Below are 18589 nucleotides of genomic sequence, written 5' to 3'. Positions count from 1 at the left end.
GATAAATGGCTGAATGTCTTGTTATCACGTTCCGCCTGCTGCTGTCACCCGCGAAACGAATTTTGCGGCATGATATTGACGGTTTCATGCAGTTCCGACCATACCAATACGGCTTCGCCGTTTTGCAGCTGGCGGCGGACATCAGCCACTTTTTGTTCGAGGCTGCGCTCCTGCTCACCGTAATCGGTGCCTTCGCGCAGCACAAATGCTTCAATCAGATTGTTCAGCGTTTCCGCTTCGAGCTGCTGCCAGGGGATAATCACGCTATTGCTCCAGCCAGTTTACAAGCCAGTCGGGCACCCGCTGCTCAAGCCACATTCGTGGCCTGAGCAGCGTTCCGCCGACGAATCCTACATGCCCACCATTTGAGGTTAGCTGATAAGTGGTGCTGGCTGATAGCTGAGCGGGGGCTGGAATGACGTCATCGGTCATAAACGGATCATCTTTGGCATGAATAATGAGCAGCGGCTTGCGCACGCCATGCAGCAGCGGCAGCGCGCTGGCCTGACGGTAATAATCCAGCGCGTCGCTAAAGCCGTGAGCGCGCGAGGTGATGGCATCGTCAAAATGCCGTAGCCGACGAATATGCTTCAGCTGCAGGGCATCAACCGGCAGCGTCCCCGGGAAGGCGCGCAGCTTTCTCATTGCGTTCTGTTTTAGCAACGACAGCAGGTAGTACTGATAGAAGCGGGAAAACCCCTGCTCCAGTTTGACACTACAGGGTTCGAGCATCAGCGGTGCGGAAATCACCACGCCCGCGTCCAGCAGACAGTCGTTACCCTGCTTGCCCATCAGACAGGCCAGCATGTTGCCGCCCAGAGAAACGCCAACTGCTGCGGTAGGAACCCGGCCCCACCGGGTGTGCAACCATTGTAAAAAGTAACTGGCGTCCTCGGTTTCCCCCGAATGATAGATGCGCTTCAGCCGGTTTGGCTCGCCGCTGCAGCCGCGAAAGTGCATGACAACGCCCAGCCAGCCGCGCTGCTGTGCTGCTTCAATCAGCCCGTGGGCATAGGGGCTGTTAATGCTGCCTTCCAGACCGTGAAACAGCACCATCCGCGGCTTATGTGCGGCATGAGCCGGATCTTCGCTCCACGCCAGGTCGACAAAATCGCCATCCGGCAAAGCCAGTCGCTGCCAGTGGGGGCGCAGCCGGACACGCCGGCGCAAAATGCGCGGCAGCAGCGTTTGCAGATGGGCATTCTGAAAGCCGGCAAGGGGGGTAAAAACACGCTCATCTGGCCGGTGAAAATTTATGTCGGTAATGCTTGTCGGATCCATATCACACTGTTAGCTTCAGGAGATTAGTTTGTTTGTTGGGTGAGGAGCACCCGTCTTCCATGGAACTGAGTCTTTTTTTATCAATGCTGGGTTTTCTCTGGGTTGCTGCTATCACGCCAGGCCCCAATAATATGTTACTTACTGCCTCGGCGGCGAATTATGGTTTTATCCGCTCCATAATGCTACTGGTTGGTATCATGATGGGTATGCAGCTGATGCTGTTGATGGTTGCTTTTGGCATCGGCGGTCTGATTCTACTCTATCCTTCCCTGCATCTGTTTCTGAAAGTTGCCGGCAGCGTTTATCTGCTATGGCTAAGCTGGAAAATCGCCAGCGCACCCTATGAAAAACTGGATACCGGCGCGGCGCCATCTAAACCGATGCCGTTCTGGCAGGGGGGGATGCTGCAGCTGATTAACCCGAAAGCCTGGTTGATGACCCTCGGCGCGGTTGCCAGCTTTTCGTTAGCCGGTGCGCAGTATCTTCACTCTGTGGTGGCTATCAGCATCGGCATGGCGCTGGTTAACCTGGTCGCCGGCATTATCTGGCTTGGCTTTGGCGCGGGGATTGGCCGCATTTTACATGGACGGCGGGCCTGGAAAATTTTTAATCTGGCAATGGGCCTGCTGACGGCCAGCTGCGTGCTGCTGATCTGGCGCTAATTTCGCCGTCGCTTTTTCGATTTTTGGTAATGCATTGCTGCTTTTGTTCTAAAGATTTTTGGTTATAAAAAATAATTTTTTATTCCTTTATCGTTACGGTCTCCCCCGGTTAAAACTGTCGCCATGATAGCGAAATAAAAATAACCGGGGTGCAAGGTAATGATTAAGACAGTAAAACGCATGGCACTACTGGCGGTTCTGGCCGCACTGAGCCTTCAGGCCCAAGCGACAAACGTGACCGTCGCCTGGCAAACCTCGGCTGAGCCAGCCAAAGTCGCGCAGGCAGATAATACATTTGAAAAGCTCAGCGGCGCCCATGTCGACTGGCGCAAATTTGATAGTGGATCCAGCATCGTGCGCGCGCTGGCTTCGGGTGATGTGCAGATCGGTAATCTGGGCTCCAGCCCGCTGGCCGTTGCTGCAACGCAAAATCTGCCGATCGAAGTTTTCCTGTTAGCTTCACACCTGGGCGACTCCGAGGCGCTGGTGGTGAAAAACAACATCAGCAAGCCGCAGGATCTTATCGGCAAACGCATCGCGGTGCCTTTTATTTCCACCACCCATTACAGCCTGCTGGCAGCCCTGAAGCACTGGGGCATTAAGCCCGATCGGTTGCAGATCATTAACCTCCAGCCCCCGGCAATTATTGCTGCCTGGCAGCGTGGCGATATTGATGGCGCTTACGTCTGGGCGCCCGCGGTAAATCAGCTGGAAAAAAGCGGTAAGGTGCTGACAGATTCTCAGCAGGTCGGCACCTGGGGTTCACCGACGCTGGACGTTTGGGTGGTGCGTAAAGATTTTGCCAACGCGCATCCTGAAATCGTCACCGCCTTTGCTCGCAGCGCTATTCAGGCGCAAAAAGCGTACCTTGATGACCCGGAAGGCTGGCTGAAAAATCCCGATAATCTGCAGAAACTTTCCCGCTATAGCGGCGTACCCGTTGAGCAGATACCGCAGCTGGTTAAGGGGAATCAATACCTGACCAACAGCCAGCAAATCTCCGACCTCGGTCAGCCGGTAAATAAAGCGATTGTTGATACCGCCGCTTTCCTCAAAGAACAGGGGAAAGTCGCTCAGGCGGGCACTGATTATCACGATTTTGTCACCAACCGGTTTGTCATCGCCGCACAGAAACCATAAGGGGGCGCGATGCTCAGCATCTCTCATCTTTATGCCAGCTATGACGGACATCCGGCGCTGAAGGATATCAATTTGCAGCTGAAGCCTGGTAGCCTGACCGTGGTCCTCGGCCCTTCCGGGTGTGGTAAGACTACGCTGCTGAATCTGATTGCCGGTTTTCAACAGGCTGAGCGTGGCAGCATCGTGTTGAACGAGCGGGCAGTGACAGCCCCGGGCGCAGAGCGTGGGGTGGTCTTTCAGAATGAGGGACTGCTGCCGTGGATGAATGTGATTGAGAACGTTGCTTTTGGCCTCAAGCTGGCAGGGGTTGACCGAAAAACGCGTGAGCAGAAAGCCGCGCGGTTACTGGCGCGCGTCGGGCTTGCCGGCGCGGAGCAGCGCGCAATCTGGCAGCTATCCGGTGGCATGCGCCAGCGCGTTGGCATTGCCCGGGCGCTGGCCAATGATCCTCAGCTGTTGCTGTTGGATGAGCCTTTCGGCGCGCTGGATGCATTTACCCGCGAGCAAATGCAGGCGCTGCTGCTGACGTTATGGCGCGATAGCGGCAAGCAAATTCTGCTGATTACCCACGATATTGAAGAGGCGGTTTTTCTCGCCAGCGAACTGATTTTACTGTCTCCCGGCCCGGGAAAAGTGGTGGAACGATTGACGTTGTCGTTTGGCCAGCGCTATGCCGATGGCGCCAGCTGTCGCAGCATCAAGTCCGACCCTGAGTTTATCGCCCGGCGCGAACAGGTTCTGGCGCGCTTTTTTCAGCAGCGGGAGGTATTTGCATGAGTCTGATTTCCAGTGAAAAGCGCGAACTGAAGGTGCGCAGCTGGCGCTGGCCGCTATCGCGCCAGCTGACGATCAGCGGGGCAACGCTGCTGGCCTTGTTAGCAATATGGTGGCTGGTGACCGCGCTGCAGCTGATTGCGCCGCTATTTTTACCGCCGCCCGGGGCGGTGCTGCATCAACTGCTTGCCATCGCCAGTCCGCAGGGGTTCATGGATGCAACGCTCTGGCAGCATCTGGCCGCAAGTCTGACGCGTATCCTGTTGGCCCTGCTGGGCGCCGTGGTTATTGGCACCCCGGTAGGGATCGCGATGGGCCTTAATGAAACGGTGCGCGGCATGCTCGATCCGCTGGTTGAGCTGTACCGTCCGGTCCCCCCGCTGGCTTACCTGCCGCTGATGGTTATCTGGTTCGGCATTGGTGAAACCTCAAAAATTCTGCTGATTTATCTGGCGATCTTCGCTCCGGTGGTTCTTTCCACCCTTGCAGGAGTGAAAGGCGCCCAGCCGGTGCGTATCCGCGCCGCGCAGTCGCTCGGCGCCAGTCGTTGGCAGGTGCTGCGCTACGTTATTTTACCCGGCGCTCTACCGGACATTATTACCGGCATCCGTATCGGGCTTGGCGTCGGCTGGTCAACCCTGGTCGCCGCCGAGCTTATCGCGGCAACGCGCGGTCTGGGTTTTATGGTGCAGTCGGCCGGTGAATTTCTGGCAACCGATGTGGTGATGGCCGGCATCGCCGTTATCGCCATTATCGCTTTTATTCTTGAACTGGGGCTGCGTGCGTTACAGCAGCGCCTGACCCCGTGGCATGGAGTTTCATCATGAATGAACGTCTGACGATTGTCCCGCTGGGACCTTATATCGGCGCAGAAATCGGCAATCTCGATCTTAGCCAGCCGCTAAGCGACAGCCAGTTTGAGCAGCTCTATCATGCGCTACTGCGCCACCAGGTGGTGTTTTTGCGTAATCAGCCGGTCACGCCGCCGCAGCAGCGCGCGCTGGCGATTCGCTTTGGCGATCTGCATATCCATCCTGTTTATCCTCATGCCGAAGGGGTGGAGGAGATTATCGTGCTGGATACTCATCAGGATAATCCGCCGGATAATGATAACTGGCATACCGACGTCACCTTTATCGATACGCCGCCCGCCGTCGCATTATTAACGTCAAAGCTGCTACCAGAAAGCGGCGGCGATACGCTATGGGCCAGCGGCATTGCCGCATGGGAGGCATTATCCGATCCGTTTAAAAATCTGCTGACGGGTTTACAGGCGGAGCACGACTTCACCAAATCGTTCCCGGAGTTTAAATACCGTAAAAGCGCTGAAGAGCATGCGCGCTGGAAGCAGGCGGTGGCAAAGAATCCGCCGGTTGTACATCCGGTAGTTCGCACCCATCCAGTCAGCGGGCGTAAAGCGCTATTTGTTAATGAAGGGTTCACCACCCGCATCCTGGGTGTCAGTGAAAAAGAGAGCGCAGCACTGCTCGGTTTCCTGTTCGCCCATACCACCAAGCCCGAATTCCAGGTGCGCTGGCGCTGGCAGCAAAACGATATGGCAATCTGGGATAACCGGGTAACGCAGCACTATGCCAATGCCGATTATTATCCTGCCCGGCGGGTGATGAATAGGGCGACGGTGTTGGGCGATAAACCTTTCTCCTCGCCGGCTGAGCGGGGCTGCGACGGTGTTACTGCGCGTACGTCCTGATGCTCACATACTGATGTATGCTGCGTTCAGTCCGCCGCTGGCGCCTTGTTGCAAACCTGTACCAACAGGCTTTTCTGCGCCGAACGAATGAAGCCCGCCAGGGTGAGCCGCAGGGATGCGGCGAAAGTAAGCGCTGCGTCGGGAACGCATCGCGAACGGCCCGTCAGGCGGGCTACATGCGTGAGGGAAGGGCGCAGCCACGCAGAAACTGCCGGAAGTCCGGGGTCAAGGGGCCATGACGTTTGATGGCCCCTTGCCGGTCGCCCGCAGCGGCGGGCAAATAAACCACCGGCCTGGCTGGCGAACGGAACAGTCCACCTAAGGTGGAGAAATCAGCCAGCCGCTGTCAGAGCGAACGGAACAACCCACCTAAGGTGGAAAAATCCCGCTGCCCATGCAACAAAATACTCCACCTTTGGTGAACACCGGCAAACACAACAGCCCACCGCAGGTGAAATAAACCGGGCTGGCAGGGAGGGGAATAACCTCCTGAAGTCCGGGCTAAAAGGGCCGTGACGCCAGACGGCCCCTCATAACCACCGCTATTGCATCTGCATCTGTTCAAGCTGCTCCTGAGCGTCCAGCCATTCCATCTCGCAGGTCTCAAGCTCGCTTTTCGCCTGTGCCTGCTGCTGCAATGCGCTGGTCAGGTCAGCTTTGCGACTCTGATCGTAGATGGCACTGTCGGACAGCAGGTTTTCTGTCTGGCTGAGCTGCGCGTTCAGCTTCTCCATCTGTTTTTCCAGCTTTTCGATCAGTTTGCGTAGCGGCTGAGTCTGGGCGCGCAGTTCGGCATCGCGTCGTTTCTGATCTTTACGCGCCTGGGCGCTGTTTTGATTGTCGCTGCGATCCTGGGCTGACGGCTGCGTCTCCAGCTTTTGCAGGTCGCTCAGCCACTGCTGATAGTCTTCAAGGTCGCCGCTGAAAACGTCCACTTTGCCGTCGTGAACCAGATAGAGGTCATCGGTCGTTGCCCGTAACAAATGCCGGTCGTGCGATACCACGACCAGCGCGCCTTCAAAATCAATCAGCGCCTCGGTTAGCGCCTGACGCATATCGAGATCGAGATGGTTAGTTGGCTCATCGAGTAACAGCAGGTTAGGCCGATCCCAGACGATTAGCGCCAGTACCAGCCGGGCCTTTTCGCCGCCGGAGAAACGCGCGATATGCTCATTAATCTTGTCTCCCTGAAAAGCAAAGCCGCCGAGGTAATCGCGTAGCTGCTGTTCGGTCACTTTTGGCGCCAGGCGCGCCAGATGCTGAAGCGGCGATTCGTCCGGGCGCAAAAATTCCAGCTGATGCTGAGCGAAGTAGCCAAGCTTGACGCCCTTTGCCAGGCCAATATCACCTAGCTGCGGCGCCAGCTCACCCGCCAGCAGCTTAATTAAGGTGGATTTACCGGCGCCATTGCGGCCAAGCAGGCCGATGCGCGAGCCAGGCACCAGGTTCAGTTTTATCGCGTCGAGCACTGTGCGTTCGCCATAGCCTGCGCTGACCTTTTCCATTTTTAGCAGGGGGTTTGGCAAACTTTCCGGCGGGCGGAAGCTGAAGCTGAAGGGATTATCTACATGGGCCGGGGCGATAAGCTCCATGCGCTCCAGCATCTTAATGCGACTCTGAGCCTGTTTCGCTTTTGACGCTTTTGCGCGAAAGCGGTCGATATAACTTTGCAGATGCGCCACTTTTTGCTGCTGGCTTTCAAACATTGCCTGTTGCTGTGCCAGCTTGGTGGCGCGCTGGATCTCAAAGGAGCTATAGTTGCCGGTGTATTCGAACAGATTTTGCTGCTCAATATGCAGAATTTTGTCCACGACCGGATCGAGAAAATCACGGTCGTGCGAAATCAGAATCAGGGTGCCGGAGTAGCTTTTCAGCCAGCGCTCAAGCCAGATAACTGCATCCAGATCGAGGTGGTTAGTCGGCTCATCCAGTAGCAGCAGGTCGGAGCGGCATAGCAGCGCCTGAGCCAGATTCAGGCGCATACGCCAGCCGCCGGAAAAGTCGCTCACCGGTCGGGTTATTTGATCTTGCAAAAAGCCCAGACCGCTTAACAGGCTGGCCGCGCGCGCCTGTATGCTCCAGGCATTGATCGCATCCAGCTGACCGTGGATTAAGGCGATGGCATTGCCATCATCCCTGGCATTGGCATCGCTTAACGCCGCTTCCAGCTGACGATATTCGCGATCGCCATCAATAACGTACTCAATGGCGGCCTTCTCCAGCGCGGGGGTTTCCTGGTTGACCCACGCCAGCGACCAGGTGCCGGGCCAGTTGGCGCTGCCGGCATCGGGACTGATTTCGTTTTTCAGTAACGACAGCAGGGTAGACTTTCCGCAGCCGTTTTTGCCAACCAGACCGACTTTTTGTCCTGGGTTGATGGTGGCGGAGGCGCTATCAAGCAGCACGCGCACGCCGCGTCGAATTTGTAAGGAAGAGAAGACAATCATAAGCGCCGGATTAAGGGTATATGTTAAATTAGTATTTCAAAAGAGTTTCGGAATCACCGATTCCATCGCAGTAGTGCATGGTAACGGAAATCGCCGATTAACACGACGATTTGGAAGGGGAAAAGATGTCGCAGCCGCCGAAAGTATTGCTGCTTTATGCGCACCCGGAGTCACAGGACTCTATTGCCAATCAGGTACTACTTCAATCAGCAAAACAACTGGATAACGTTACCGTGCATGATTTGTATGCCCACTATCCGGATTTTTTTATTGATATTCACCGCGAACAACAGCTGCTGCGCGAGCATCAGGTGATTGTTTTTCAGCATCCTCTTTATACTTACAGTTGCCCGGCGCTGTTAAAAGAGTGGCTGGATCGCGTGCTGTCGCGTGGCTTTGCCAGCGGCGTCGGCGGCAACGCGCTGGAAGGCAAATACTGGCGTAGTGTTATCACCACCGGTGAACCCGAAGCGGCTTATCATCACAACGGACTGAATCGTTATCCGCTGTCGGAAATTATGCGCCCTTTTGAATTGACGGCCCAGATGTGCCGCATGCACTGGCTGACGCCGATGATCGTTTACTGGGCGCGTCGCCAGTCAGCGGAGGCGATGAAAAATTTTGCCCGTGCTTACGGCGAGTGGTTGTCTTCACCCTTACCTCAGGGAGGGTATTGATGGAAGGACAGGAGCTGTTAACCGCAGGCGTGGTTTATCTGTTTGCTGCGGTGCTGGTGGTGCCGTTTGCCGCGCGTATCGGCGTTGGCGCCGTGTTGGGCTACTTGCTGGCTGGTATTGCTATTGGTCCCTGGTGCCTGGGTTTTATTAGTGATGTGGACGAGATTCTGCATTTCTCCGAGCTGGGCGTAGTCTTTCTGATGTTTATTATCGGCCTGGAGCTCAACCCGTCCAAACTGTGGCAGTTACGGCGTTCAATTTTCGGCGTCGGCGCCGCGCAGGTGATTTTCAGTGCGGCGGCGCTGTCGGGGCTGCTGTTGCTAACCAACTTTAGCTGGGAAGCGGCGGTGGTTGGCGGTATTGGACTGGCAATGTCATCAACCGCGATGGCCCTGCAGCTGATGCGCGATAAAGGAATGAACCGCAATGAATCGGGGCAGCTTGGATTTTCGGTGCTGCTGTTTCAGGATCTGGCGGTGATCCCGGCGCTGGCGCTGGTTCCGCTGCTGGCGGGTCACGGTGATGAGCATACTGACTGGATGAAGGTCGGTATGAAAGTGCTGGCTTTTGCCGGCATGCTGATTGGCGGTCGCTATTTGCTGCGGCCGATTCTGCGTTTTATTGCCGCTTCGGGCGTACGCGAGATTTTTATTGCCGCTTCGCTGCTGCTGGTGCTGGGCGCGGCGCTATTTATGGATGCGCTGGGATTGTCGATGGCGCTCGGCACCTTTATCGCCGGCGTACTGCTGGCGGAGAGCGAGTACCGGCACGAGCTGGAGATCGCCATCAACCCTTTTAAGGGGCTGCTGCTGGGCTTGTTCTTTATCTCGGTTGGCATGGCGTTAAACCTTGGGGTGCTCTATACCCATATAGGGATTATTTTAGCGGGCGTAATATGCCTGGTGGCGATCAAAGCGCTGGTGCTTTATCTGCTGTCACGTATTTATGGCTTGCGCAGTTCGGAGCGCTTGCAGTTTTCTGCGGTGCTAAGTCAGGGCGGTGAGTTTGCCTTCGTGCTGTTTTCCGCCGCCTCGTCGGCGAAGCTGTTTAAGGGCGACCAGCTACCGCTGCTGCTGGTGACGGTCACGCTGTCGATGATTACCACGCCGCTGCTGATGCAGCTGGTGGATAAGATTCTGGCCCGGCGCTTTAACGACATTGACGAGCAGGGCGAAAAACCCTTTGTCGAGAACGATGAGCCGCAGGTGATTGTCGTGGGTTTCGGCCGTTTTGGTCAGGTTGTCGCACGTTTGCTGATGGCCAACGAAAAGCGTATTACGGTGCTGGAACGTGATATCAGCGCCGTGAGCCTGATGCGTAAATATGGCTATAAAGTGTATTACGGTGATGCTACCGAGCTTGAGTTGTTGCGCGCCGCCGGCGCTGAAAATGCCGAGTCGATCGTGATTACCTGTAATGGACCGGAAACGGCGATGCATATTGTGCAGCTGTGCCAGACCCATTTTCCGCAGTTGAAAATTCTGGCGCGGGCACGCGGGCGCGTGGAGGCCCATGAGCTGCTACAGGCCGGCGTAGATCAGTTCTCGCGTGAAACCTTTTCCAGCGCGCTGGAGCTGGGGCGCAAGGCGCTTATTTCTCTCGGAATGCATCCACATCAGGCGTTTCGCGCTCAGCAGCACTTTCGCCGGCTCGATATGCGAATGCTGCGTGAATTAATGCCTGACCATGCTGATAGCCAGCAAATTTCCCGCGTTAAGGAAGCACGCCGGGAACTGGAAGATATTTTCAAAACGGAAATGCGCCACGAACAGCGTCAGTTTGACGGCTGGGATGAATATGAATAAAGCGGGCTGCGGGCAAAGTCGCCGGCATGCCCATCGGTTATAAAAGGTGTGACAATGGCTAAACGTTTTATTGCCGGTGCAGTTTGCCCGGCCTGTCAGCAGCGAGATACGCTGGCGCTATGGCGAGAAAACAACATAGACGTGGTTGAGTGCGTTAAGTGTGGCCACCAGATGCGCGAGGCCGACAAGCAAAATCAGAAGAGCGTGCGTGAAAAAGAGCAGGTCATCGGCATCTTTCATCCGGAGTAGCGCAATCGCTCACCTTTTTTTAAGCTTAACCATACAGACGCCTTGAATTCCGGTACAATTGGCGCAATCAAATATGTCAGTACAGCTGGTACTGCATACAGAACGCTCTCAACGGTTAGGAGTAATCATGAAAGTAGCAAAAGACCTGGTGGTCAGCCTGGCCTATCAGGTACGTACCGAAGACGGTGTATTAGTTGATGAATCTCCGGTGAGCGCGCCGTTGGATTATCTGCATGGTCACGGCTCTCTTATCTCCGGTCTGGAAAAGGCGCTGGAAGGCCGTGAGATTGGTGACAAATTTGAAGTGAACGTCGGCGCTAATGACGCCTACGGTCAGTATGATGACAACCTGGTCCAGCGCGTGCCTAAAGATGTCTTTATGGGCGTGGATGAACTGCAGGTTGGCATGCGCTTCCTGGCGGAAACCGATCAGGGGCCGGTGCCGGTAGAGATTACCGAAGTCGAAGACGACCACGTCACCGTCGATGGCAACCACATGCTGGCAGGGCAGAACCTGCATTTTAACGTGGAAGTTATGGCTGTGCGCGAAGCGACCGAGGAAGAAATTGCTCACGGTCACGTTCACGGCGAGCATGACCATCATCATGACCACGACCATGATCATCAACATGGCGGCGGATGCGGCGGTAACGGTAGCTGCGGCTGCCACTAAGTCTGCGTTTCCCTTCCGGCGCGCAAGTTCGCTAAGGCGCCGCGAGCGACTGATGATTAAAAGGCCAGCAAAGCTTAGTGCTCTGCTGGCCTTATTATCAGGCGCGTCTTTTTCACTGAAACAGATTATCAGTAATGCGGCGGGGGCGTTTCCTCGGACTGATCTGCCACCATTGAGGGCGCAGCAGTTTTTAGTTTCTCAACCACTAAACGCATCTGCTCACGTACTCGCGCCATTTCCAATTCATGCTGAGTGACGGTTTGATTCAGGGCTTCAATCGTGTGTTCCTGAAACGCCAGACGGCTTTCCAATTCTTCCAGACGCTGTTCGAGCGGGAATTGTTGCATCATGTTTCCTCTTGTTACCGCCTGCAAAACCGGCCGGTCTTAATATGCTGATATTAAGGGTAATCTAAACATGGATGCACGTAAAACGGATGAATTTGTTCTTAGAGGTTGAAAAAATAAACTGGAAGCCGCATGTTTTTGTTGAAACTTCCTCTCGCAGCTAAAGTCTTATCGAGCAGGCTGTTTGAATGTGAGAGTGTTTTGTTTTCTCACGCAAAGGTATAGTACCGCCACAGGTCATCTGGCCTGCACATGATTTCCGAGGCGAGAGGCTTCGGGTTTGGAGAAATGGATGAAATCACTGTTTAAAGTAACGCTGTTAGCCACCACCATGGCCGTCGCCCTGAATGCCCCTATGGCAATGGCGGCGGAAACCAAGGCTGCGCCGGCACCGGCTCAGCCGCAGCAGGCGCCGAAGAACGCTGCATTTACAAATGAGGATCAGCAGTCCGCTTATGCGCTTGGCGCTTCTCTGGGCCGTTACATGGAAAACTCTCTGAAGGAGCAGGAGAAGCTGGGTATCAAGCTTGACCAGTCACAGCTGATTGCCGGCGTTCAGGACGCATTTGCGGGTAAAAGCAAACTCTCCGATCAGGAAATCGAACAGACATTGCAATCTTTTGAGGGACGGGTGAAGACCGCCGCTCAGGAAAAAATGGAAAAGGACGCCAAAGATAACGCCGCTAAAGGCGAGGCTTTCGCAGAAAAATTCGCTAAAGAAAAAGGCGTGCAAAAAACCAAGTCCGGCCTGCTCTATAAAGTAGAGAAAGAAGGTACCGGCGAGGCGCCGAAAGATAGCGATACCGTGGTAGTGAACTACAAGGGTACGCTGATTGACGGTACTGAGTTTGATAACTCTTATACCCGTGGCGAACCGCTTTCCTTCCGTCTTGACGGCGTCATCCCCGGCTGGACTGAAGGTCTGAAACATATCAAAAAAGGCGGCAAAATCAAGCTGGTTATCCCGCCGAATCTGGCTTACGGCAAGAACGGCGTTCCCGGTATCCCGCCGAACTCTACGCTGGTGTTCGACGTTGAGCTACTGGATGTTAAACCGGCAGCCCAGGCCGATGCCAAAACCCAGGCTGATGATAAAACTCAGCAGTCTGCGCAGGCAGCAAAAGGCAAGAGCGCCGCGGCGACTAAAGCCAGTAAATAATTATCCTGCCGTCGCCACCTCCGGGTGGCGATTTTTTTCTCCGCATTTTCCTGCCGTCCGTCATCTGAATCAAACTGAGGAATTGTTAACAAAGGCAGGGCGTGCCTCTCTTGCATTTGATAAACTTATCCTGGTGCAAAAACATGAAAAGTGAGTCTGCCACGATAGGTGCAGACAGGCTCCGGTTATAAGGGTGGTGTCGTTAATGTCGAATTCACTTATTACAGGTGATCTCGCCGATTCAGAATTGCTGGAACAGCATCCGTTTGAAGACAGCGATCGTGAGATACTTAACTCCTACGAGGCCGTCGTTGATGGGCTGGCCATGCTGATTGGTTCCCATTGTGAGATCGTGCTCCATTCTCTGGAGGATTTGAATTGCTCGGCGGTAAGAATAGCTAACGGCGAGCATACCGGCCGGCAAATTGGCTCGCCGATTACTGATTTGGCTCTGCGCATGCTGCATGATATGACGGATGCCGCCAGCAACGTCTCGCGCGCCTATTTTACCCGCGCCAAAAGCGGCGTGCTGATGAAATCGGTAACTATCGCTATTCGCAATCACCAGCAACGGGTAATCGGCCTGCTGTGCATCAATATGAATCTGGACGTGCCTTTCTCACAAATCATGGCCACCTTCATTCCGCCGGAAACGCCGGAGGTATCGCCTGCGGTAAACTTTGCTTCATCCGTTGAAGATCTGGTTACCCAGACGCTGGAATTTACCATTGAAGAGGTTAGCGCCGATCGCAATGTTTCCAATAATGCCAAGAACCGGCAGATTGTCCTTAATCTCTACGAAAAAGGCATTTTCGATATTAAAGATGCGATTAACCAGGTGGCGGATCGTCTCAATATTTCTAAGCACACGGTTTATCTGTATATCCGCCAGTTTAAAAGCGGCGATTTCCAGGGGCAGGATCGCTAATGCGTTTCAGCCTGATGGTGACCGGCCCGGCCTACGGTACGCAGCAGAGCATCAGCGCCCTGCAGTTTGCTCGAGCGCTTTGCGCCAGTGAACATCAGCTGGTCAGTATCTTTTTTTATCGTGAGGGCGTTTACAATGCTAACCGCCTCACGGCGCCCGCCAGCGATGAGCAGCATATGGTGAGCGCATGGCAGGATCTCCACCAACAGCATGATGTGGCATTGAATATTTGCGTCGCCGCCGGGCTGCGGCGCGGCGTGCTGAATAGTGAAGAAGGGCGCGAGGCTGGCGTTGAGGGGGATAACCTTGCTGCGGGCTTTGTGCTGTCGGGATTGGGCGCGCTGGCTGAGGCGGCGTTAAGCTGCGATCGCGTGGTGCAGTTCTGATGAAATCGGTGGCGTTTGTTTTCACGCAGCCTCCGCACGGCACCAGCGCCGGACGCGAAGGGCTGGATGCATTACTGGCCGTGTCGGCGCTGAGTGACAAGATCGGCGTTTTCTTCATTGCCGACGGGGTGCTGCAGATTTTGTCTCAGCAGCAACCGGACAGAATTTTGTCGCGTGACTATATCGCCACTTTCGGCGTGCTGCCGCTGTATGACGTGGAATCATGTTTTATCTGCGACGCTTCCGTACGCGAGCGCGGGCTGGAGCAGGCGAGCTGGGTGCTGCCGGTCACGCCATTGCCGCCGGCAGCGCTGCGTGAAACGCTGGCTGGCTATCAGCAAATTTTTACCTTCTGAGGCCTCTGATGCTGCATACCTTGCGCCATTCTCCCTTCCAGTGTGATTTTTCCGCCCTGTTGCGCATGCTAAAGCCCGGGGATGATCTGCTGATGTTGCAGGATGGCGTGATTGCCGCTTTGCCCGCCACGACGGCGTTCCAGGCGCTGCAGAGCAGGGGTGTCGCGCTGTTTGCTTTACGTGACGATCTTGAGGCGCGCGGCTTTATTGCTCAAATTTCAACCGAAATCAGCGTCGTGGACTATAATGACTTCGTTGCGCTGGCGGTTAAAAATCCGCAACAAATGACCTGGTAGTGCGAGAAACCTGGTTATTTCTTGACACCTTTTCTGCTCAGCCCTAAAATTCTGCGTCCTCGTTGTATTACGAGGCGGATTTATTACGTGTTTACGAAGCAAAGTAAAAAACCAGGAGCTTTTTAATGGCAACAGTTAATCAGCTGGTTCGCAAACCGCGCGTGCGCAAAGTTGCTAAGAGCAACGTGCCGGCGCTGGAAGCTTGCCCGCAAAAACGTGGTGTATGTACTCGCGTATATACCACCACTCCGAAGAAACCTAACTCCGCGCTGCGTAAAGTTTGTCGTGTGCGTCTGACTAACGGTTTCGAAGTGACTTCCTACATTGGTGGTGAAGGTCACAACCTGCAGGAGCACTCCGTGATCCTGATCCGTGGCGGTCGTGTTAAAGACCTGCCAGGTGTGCGTTACCACACCGTTCGTGGCGCGCTGGACTGCTCAGGTGTTAAAGACCGTAAGCAGGCTCGCTCCAAGTACGGCGTGAAGAAGCCAAAGGCTTAATGGTTCTCCGTTAAGTAAGGCCAAACGTTTTAACTTAAATGTCAAACTAAACTCGTAGAGTTTTGGACAATCCTGAATTATCAACGGAGTATTTCCATGCCACGTCGTCGCGTCATTGGTCAGCGTAAAATTCTGCCGGATCCGAAGTTCGGATCAGAGCTGCTGGCTAAATTTGTAAATATCCTGATGGTAGATGGTAAAAAATCTACCGCCGAATCAATCGTTTATACTGCGCTTGAGACCCTGGCTCAGCGTTCAGGTAAAAACGAGCTGGAAGCCTTTGAAGTAGCCCTCGAAAACGTACGTCCGACTGTCGAAGTTAAGTCACGTCGCGTTGGTGGTTCTACTTATCAGGTTCCGGTTGAAGTTCGTCCGGTTCGCCGTAATGCTCTGGCAATGCGTTGGATCGTTGAAGCTGCTCGTAAACGCGGTGATAAATCTATGGCTCTGCGCCTGGCGAACGAACTTTCTGATGCTGCAGAAAACAAAGGTACTGCAGTGAAGAAACGTGAAGACGTTCACCGTATGGCCGAAGCCAACAAGGCGTTCGCACACTACCGCTGGTAACAGCCTCGTAGTTGTTATTAACCCGGCGGGCGCGAAAGCTGTCATCCCGCTGGGATTGACTAACTTAGAACGTCCGAGAATCAGAGGAATCAAATGGCTCGTACAACACCCATTACGCGCTACCGTAACATCGGTATCAGCGCACACATCGACGCCGGTAAAACCACCACTACCGAACGCATCCTGTTCTACACCGGTGTTAACCACAAAATCGGTGAAGTTCACGATGGCGCTGCCACCATGGACTGGATGGCTCAGGAGCAGGAGCGTGGTATCACCATCACCTCCGCAGCGACCACTGCGTTCTGGGCTGGTATGGCTAAGCAGTTTGAGCCGCACCGCGTAAATATCATCGACACCCCGGGACACGTTGACTTTACTATCGAAGTAGAGCGTTCAATGCGTGTTCTGGACGGTGCAGTGATGGTTTACTGTGCGGTTGGTGGCGTTCAGCCGCAGTCTGAAACCGTATGGCGTCAGGCAAACAAATATAAAGTTCCGCGTATTGCGTTCGTTAACAAAATGGACCGCATGGGCGCGAACTTTCTGAAAGTTGTTGGTCAGATCAAAACCCGTCTGGGCGCGAACCCGGTTCCGCTGCAGCTGGCAATTGGCGCTGAAGACAATTTCACCGGCGTTATCGACCTGGTGAAAATGAAAGCGATCAACTGGAACGATGCCGATCAGGGCGTGACCTTCGTTTACGAAGAGATCCCGGCTGAGATGCAGGATCTGGCTGAAGAGTGGCATCAGAATCTGATTGAAGCGGCTGCTGAAGCTTCAGAAGAGCTGATGGAGAAATATCTCGGCGGCGAAGATCTGACTGAAGAAGAGATCAAAGGCGCGCTGCGTCAGCGCGTACTGAACAACGAAATCATCCTGGTCACCTGTGGTTCTGCATTTAAGAACAAAGGCGTTCAGGCTATGCTTGATGCGGTTATCGAATACCTGCCTGCGCCGACAGATGTTCCGGCAATTAAAGGTATTCTGGACGATGGCAAAGATACCCCGGCTGAGCGTCATTCTGACGACAAAGAGCCGTTCTCTGCGCTGGCGTTTAAAATCGCTACCGACCCGTTCGTGGGTAACCTGACCTTCTTCCGCGTATACTCTGGCGTGGTTAACTCAGGCGATACCGTGCTGAACTCAGTTAAAGCTCAGCGTGAACGTTTTGGTCGTATCGTTCAGATGCACGCTAACAAGCGTGAAGAAATTAAAGAGGTTCGCGCAGGCGACATCGCGGCAGCTATCGGCCTGAAAGACGTCACCACAGGTGATACCTTGTGTGATACTAACGCGCCGATTATCCTGGAGCGTATGGAGTTCCCTGAGCCGGTAATTTCTATCGCCGTTGAGCCGAAAACCAAAGCTGACCAGGAAAAAATGGGTCTTGCTCTGGGTCGTCTGGCGAAAGAAGACCCGTCATTCCGCGTATGGACTGACGAAGAGTCTAACCAGACTATTATCGCTGGTATGGGTGAGCTGCACCTGGAAATCATCGTTGACCGTATGAAACGCGAATTCAACGTTGAAGCGAACGTCGGTAAACCGCAGGTTGCTTACCGTGAAACTATCCGCGATACCGTTAAGGATATCGAAGGTAAACACGCGAAGCAGTCTGGTGGTCGTGGTCAGTATGGTCACGTTGTGATCGACCTGTTCCCGCTGGAGCCAGGCGGCCCGGGCTATACCTTCACCAACGACATTAAAGGTGGTGTAATTCCTGGTGAATACATCCCTGCCGTTGACAAAGGTATTCAGGAACAGCTGAAATCAGGTCCTCTGGCCGGTTATCCGGTAGTGGATCTGGGGGTTCGTTTGCACTTTGGTTCATACCATGATGTAGACTCCTCTGAACTGGCGTTTAAACTGGCAGCTTCTCTGGCCTTTAAAGATGGCTTTAAGAAAGCGAAACCCGTTCTGCTTGAGCCGGTAATGAAGGTTGAAGTAGAAACGCCAGAAGACTACATGGGTGACGTAATCGGTGACCTTAACCGTCGTCGTGGTATCATCGAAGGTATGGATGATACGGCTACCGGTAAGACCGTTCGTGCTCAGGTACCTCTGTCTGAAATGTTTGGTTATGCAACTGACCTGCGTTCTCAGACCCAGGGTCGTGCTTCGTACTCCATGGAGTTCCTGAAGTACTCTGAAGCGCCGAACAACGTCGCTCAGGCCGTTATCGAAGCTCGTGGCAAATAAGGCTACGATTTAGCAAAGTGAACAGATGCCCTCATCCAGGATGAGGGCATAACCAGTTAAGGAATATCGCCATGGCGAAAGAGCAATTTCAACGTAATAAACTGCACGTTAACGTGGGCACCATCGGCCACGTTGACCACGGTAAAACCACTCTGACTGCTGCAATCACCACCGTTCTGTCTAAGAAGTTTGGTGGCCAGGCTCGTGCGTTCGATCAGATCGATAACGCGCCGGAAGAAAAAGCACGTGGTATCACCATCAACACTTCTCACGTTGAGTACGAAACCCCGACCCGTCACTACGCACACGTTGACTGCCCGGGACACGCCGACTACGTGAAAAACATGATCACCGGTGCTGCCCAGATGGACGGCGCGATCCTGGTAGTTGCAGCGACTGACGGCCCGATGCCGCAGACGCGTGAGCACA

General features: G+C 54.4%; 22 protein-coding genes. 18 read left to right on the top strand and 4 right to left on the bottom strand.

Translation table 11 applies throughout. From position 1 onward, the window contains the following. Nucleotides 1-44 precede the first annotated feature (44 nt). Together BTJ39_RS13570 and BTJ39_RS13565 are read right to left on the bottom strand one after the other, a co-directional pair. Nucleotides 45-263 carry a YheU family protein gene (locus tag BTJ39_RS13570; RefSeq protein WP_078003240.1) on the bottom strand — a complete coding sequence of 73 codons (219 nt, stop codon included), beginning with the start codon at nucleotides 261-263 and terminating at the stop codon, nucleotides 45-47. A gap of 1 nt (nucleotide 264) precedes the next feature. After that, a complete protein-coding gene (locus tag BTJ39_RS13565; RefSeq protein WP_078003239.1) occupies nucleotides 265-1281 on the bottom strand; it encodes a hydrolase in 1017 nt (338 codons plus the stop codon). A 59-nt stretch (nucleotides 1282-1340) separates the two neighbouring features. Between BTJ39_RS13565 and BTJ39_RS13560 the strand changes: the two genes are divergently transcribed. The 5 genes from BTJ39_RS13560 (at nucleotide 1341) to tauD (ending at nucleotide 5568) form a co-directional block, all read left to right on the top strand. Then, a complete protein-coding gene (locus BTJ39_RS13560) occupies nucleotides 1341-1943 on the top strand; it encodes a LysE family translocator (protein ID WP_078003238.1) in 603 nt (200 codons plus the stop codon). A gap of 159 nt (nucleotides 1944-2102) precedes the next feature. Then, nucleotides 2103-3083, top strand: a complete 981-nt coding sequence (gene tauA, locus BTJ39_RS13555) for a taurine ABC transporter substrate-binding protein (RefSeq protein ID WP_078003237.1) — start codon at nucleotides 2103-2105, stop codon at nucleotides 3081-3083. Nucleotides 3084-3092: 9 nt separating this feature from the next. Further along, entirely contained in the window at nucleotides 3093-3860 is a 768-nt protein-coding gene (gene tauB, locus BTJ39_RS13550) for a taurine ABC transporter ATP-binding subunit (protein ID WP_078003236.1), read from the top strand. Beyond that, nucleotides 3857-4684, top strand: coding sequence for a taurine ABC transporter permease TauC (tauC, locus tag BTJ39_RS13545; protein ID WP_078003235.1), 828 nt, complete (start codon nucleotides 3857-3859; stop codon nucleotides 4682-4684). Before tauB ends, tauC begins: the two co-directional genes overlap by 4 nt. After that, entirely contained in the window at nucleotides 4681-5568 is an 888-nt protein-coding gene (gene tauD / locus BTJ39_RS13540; RefSeq protein ID WP_078003234.1) for a taurine dioxygenase, read from the top strand. Before tauC ends, tauD begins: the two co-directional genes overlap by 4 nt. Before the next feature lie 542 nt (nucleotides 5569-6110). Here tauD and BTJ39_RS13535 read toward each other — a convergent pair. Further along, nucleotides 6111-8015 carry an ABC transporter ATP-binding protein gene (locus BTJ39_RS13535; protein WP_078003233.1) on the bottom strand — a complete coding sequence of 635 codons (1905 nt, stop codon included), beginning with the start codon at nucleotides 8013-8015 and terminating at the stop codon, nucleotides 6111-6113. 125 nt (nucleotides 8016-8140) lie between these two features. Here BTJ39_RS13535 and kefG point away from each other — a divergent pair, with 125 nt between their 5' ends. The 4 genes from kefG to slyD all read left to right on the top strand — a co-directional run bounded on the left by kefG (nucleotide 8141) and on the right by slyD (nucleotide 11419). Then, nucleotides 8141-8692 carry a glutathione-regulated potassium-efflux system ancillary protein KefG gene (gene kefG / locus BTJ39_RS13530; RefSeq protein ID WP_078003232.1) on the top strand — a complete coding sequence of 184 codons (552 nt, stop codon included), beginning with the start codon at nucleotides 8141-8143 and terminating at the stop codon, nucleotides 8690-8692. Further along, entirely contained in the window at nucleotides 8692-10497 is a 1806-nt protein-coding gene (kefB, locus tag BTJ39_RS13525; protein ID WP_078003231.1) for a glutathione-regulated potassium-efflux system protein KefB, read from the top strand. Before kefG ends, kefB begins: the two co-directional genes overlap by 1 nt. A gap of 54 nt (nucleotides 10498-10551) precedes the next feature. After that, nucleotides 10552-10746: a YheV family putative zinc ribbon protein gene (locus BTJ39_RS13520; RefSeq protein ID WP_078003230.1), complete on the top strand. Its 195-nt coding sequence runs from the start codon at nucleotides 10552-10554 to the stop codon at nucleotides 10744-10746. A gap of 127 nt (nucleotides 10747-10873) precedes the next feature. Continuing rightward, entirely contained in the window at nucleotides 10874-11419 is a 546-nt protein-coding gene (slyD, locus tag BTJ39_RS13515) for a peptidylprolyl isomerase (RefSeq protein ID WP_078003229.1), read from the top strand. 128 nt (nucleotides 11420-11547) lie between these two features. On the opposite strand, the gene BTJ39_RS13510 is transcribed toward slyD, so the two are convergent. After that, nucleotides 11548-11766: a SlyX family protein gene (locus BTJ39_RS13510; protein ID WP_078003228.1), complete on the bottom strand. Its 219-nt coding sequence runs from the start codon at nucleotides 11764-11766 to the stop codon at nucleotides 11548-11550. A 292-nt stretch (nucleotides 11767-12058) separates the two neighbouring features. On the opposite strand from BTJ39_RS13510, the gene fkpA reads away from it, so the two are divergent. The 9 genes from fkpA to BTJ39_RS13465 form a co-directional block, all read left to right on the top strand. Next, a complete protein-coding gene (gene fkpA / locus BTJ39_RS13505; RefSeq protein WP_078003227.1) occupies nucleotides 12059-12925 on the top strand; it encodes an FKBP-type peptidyl-prolyl cis-trans isomerase in 867 nt (288 codons plus the stop codon). Nucleotides 12926-13130: 205 nt separating this feature from the next. Continuing rightward, nucleotides 13131-13853: a helix-turn-helix transcriptional regulator gene (locus tag BTJ39_RS13500; RefSeq protein WP_078003226.1), complete on the top strand. Its 723-nt coding sequence runs from the start codon at nucleotides 13131-13133 to the stop codon at nucleotides 13851-13853. After that, complete coding sequence (tusD, locus tag BTJ39_RS13495; protein WP_078003225.1) at nucleotides 13853-14239, top strand: sulfurtransferase complex subunit TusD; 387 nt, start codon at nucleotides 13853-13855, stop codon at nucleotides 14237-14239. The genes BTJ39_RS13500 and tusD overlap by 1 nt, the downstream gene beginning before the upstream one ends. Then, nucleotides 14239-14595 carry a sulfurtransferase complex subunit TusC gene (gene tusC, locus BTJ39_RS13490; protein WP_078003224.1) on the top strand — a complete coding sequence of 119 codons (357 nt, stop codon included), beginning with the start codon at nucleotides 14239-14241 and terminating at the stop codon, nucleotides 14593-14595. Before tusD ends, tusC begins: the two co-directional genes overlap by 1 nt. Nucleotides 14596-14603: 8 nt before the next feature. After that, entirely contained in the window at nucleotides 14604-14891 is a 288-nt protein-coding gene (tusB, locus tag BTJ39_RS13485; protein ID WP_078003223.1) for a sulfurtransferase complex subunit TusB, read from the top strand. 125 nt (nucleotides 14892-15016) lie between these two features. Next, entirely contained in the window at nucleotides 15017-15391 is a 375-nt protein-coding gene (gene rpsL / locus BTJ39_RS13480) for a 30S ribosomal protein S12 (protein WP_003852912.1), read from the top strand. Nucleotides 15392-15487: 96 nt separating this feature from the next. Next, complete coding sequence (gene rpsG / locus BTJ39_RS13475; protein WP_013510774.1) at nucleotides 15488-15958, top strand: 30S ribosomal protein S7; 471 nt, start codon at nucleotides 15488-15490, stop codon at nucleotides 15956-15958. A gap of 93 nt (nucleotides 15959-16051) precedes the next feature. Further along, nucleotides 16052-18160 (top strand): elongation factor G, encoded by a 2109-nt coding sequence (gene fusA / locus BTJ39_RS13470; RefSeq protein ID WP_078003222.1) that lies wholly within the window; start codon nucleotides 16052-16054, stop codon nucleotides 18158-18160. Nucleotides 18161-18231: 71 nt separating this feature from the next. Further along, the coding region (locus BTJ39_RS13465) for a GTP-binding protein (protein ID WP_176110319.1) at nucleotides 18232-18589 on the top strand (358 nt) is incomplete at its 3' end.

The sequence above is a fragment of the Izhakiella australiensis genome (genome assembly GCF_002006995.1).
GTDB classification, from domain to species: domain Bacteria; phylum Pseudomonadota; class Gammaproteobacteria; order Enterobacterales; family Enterobacteriaceae; genus Izhakiella; species Izhakiella australiensis.
The sequence above is the reverse complement of the archived record's forward strand: the minus strand, read 5'-3'. Positions and strand labels throughout refer to the sequence as shown.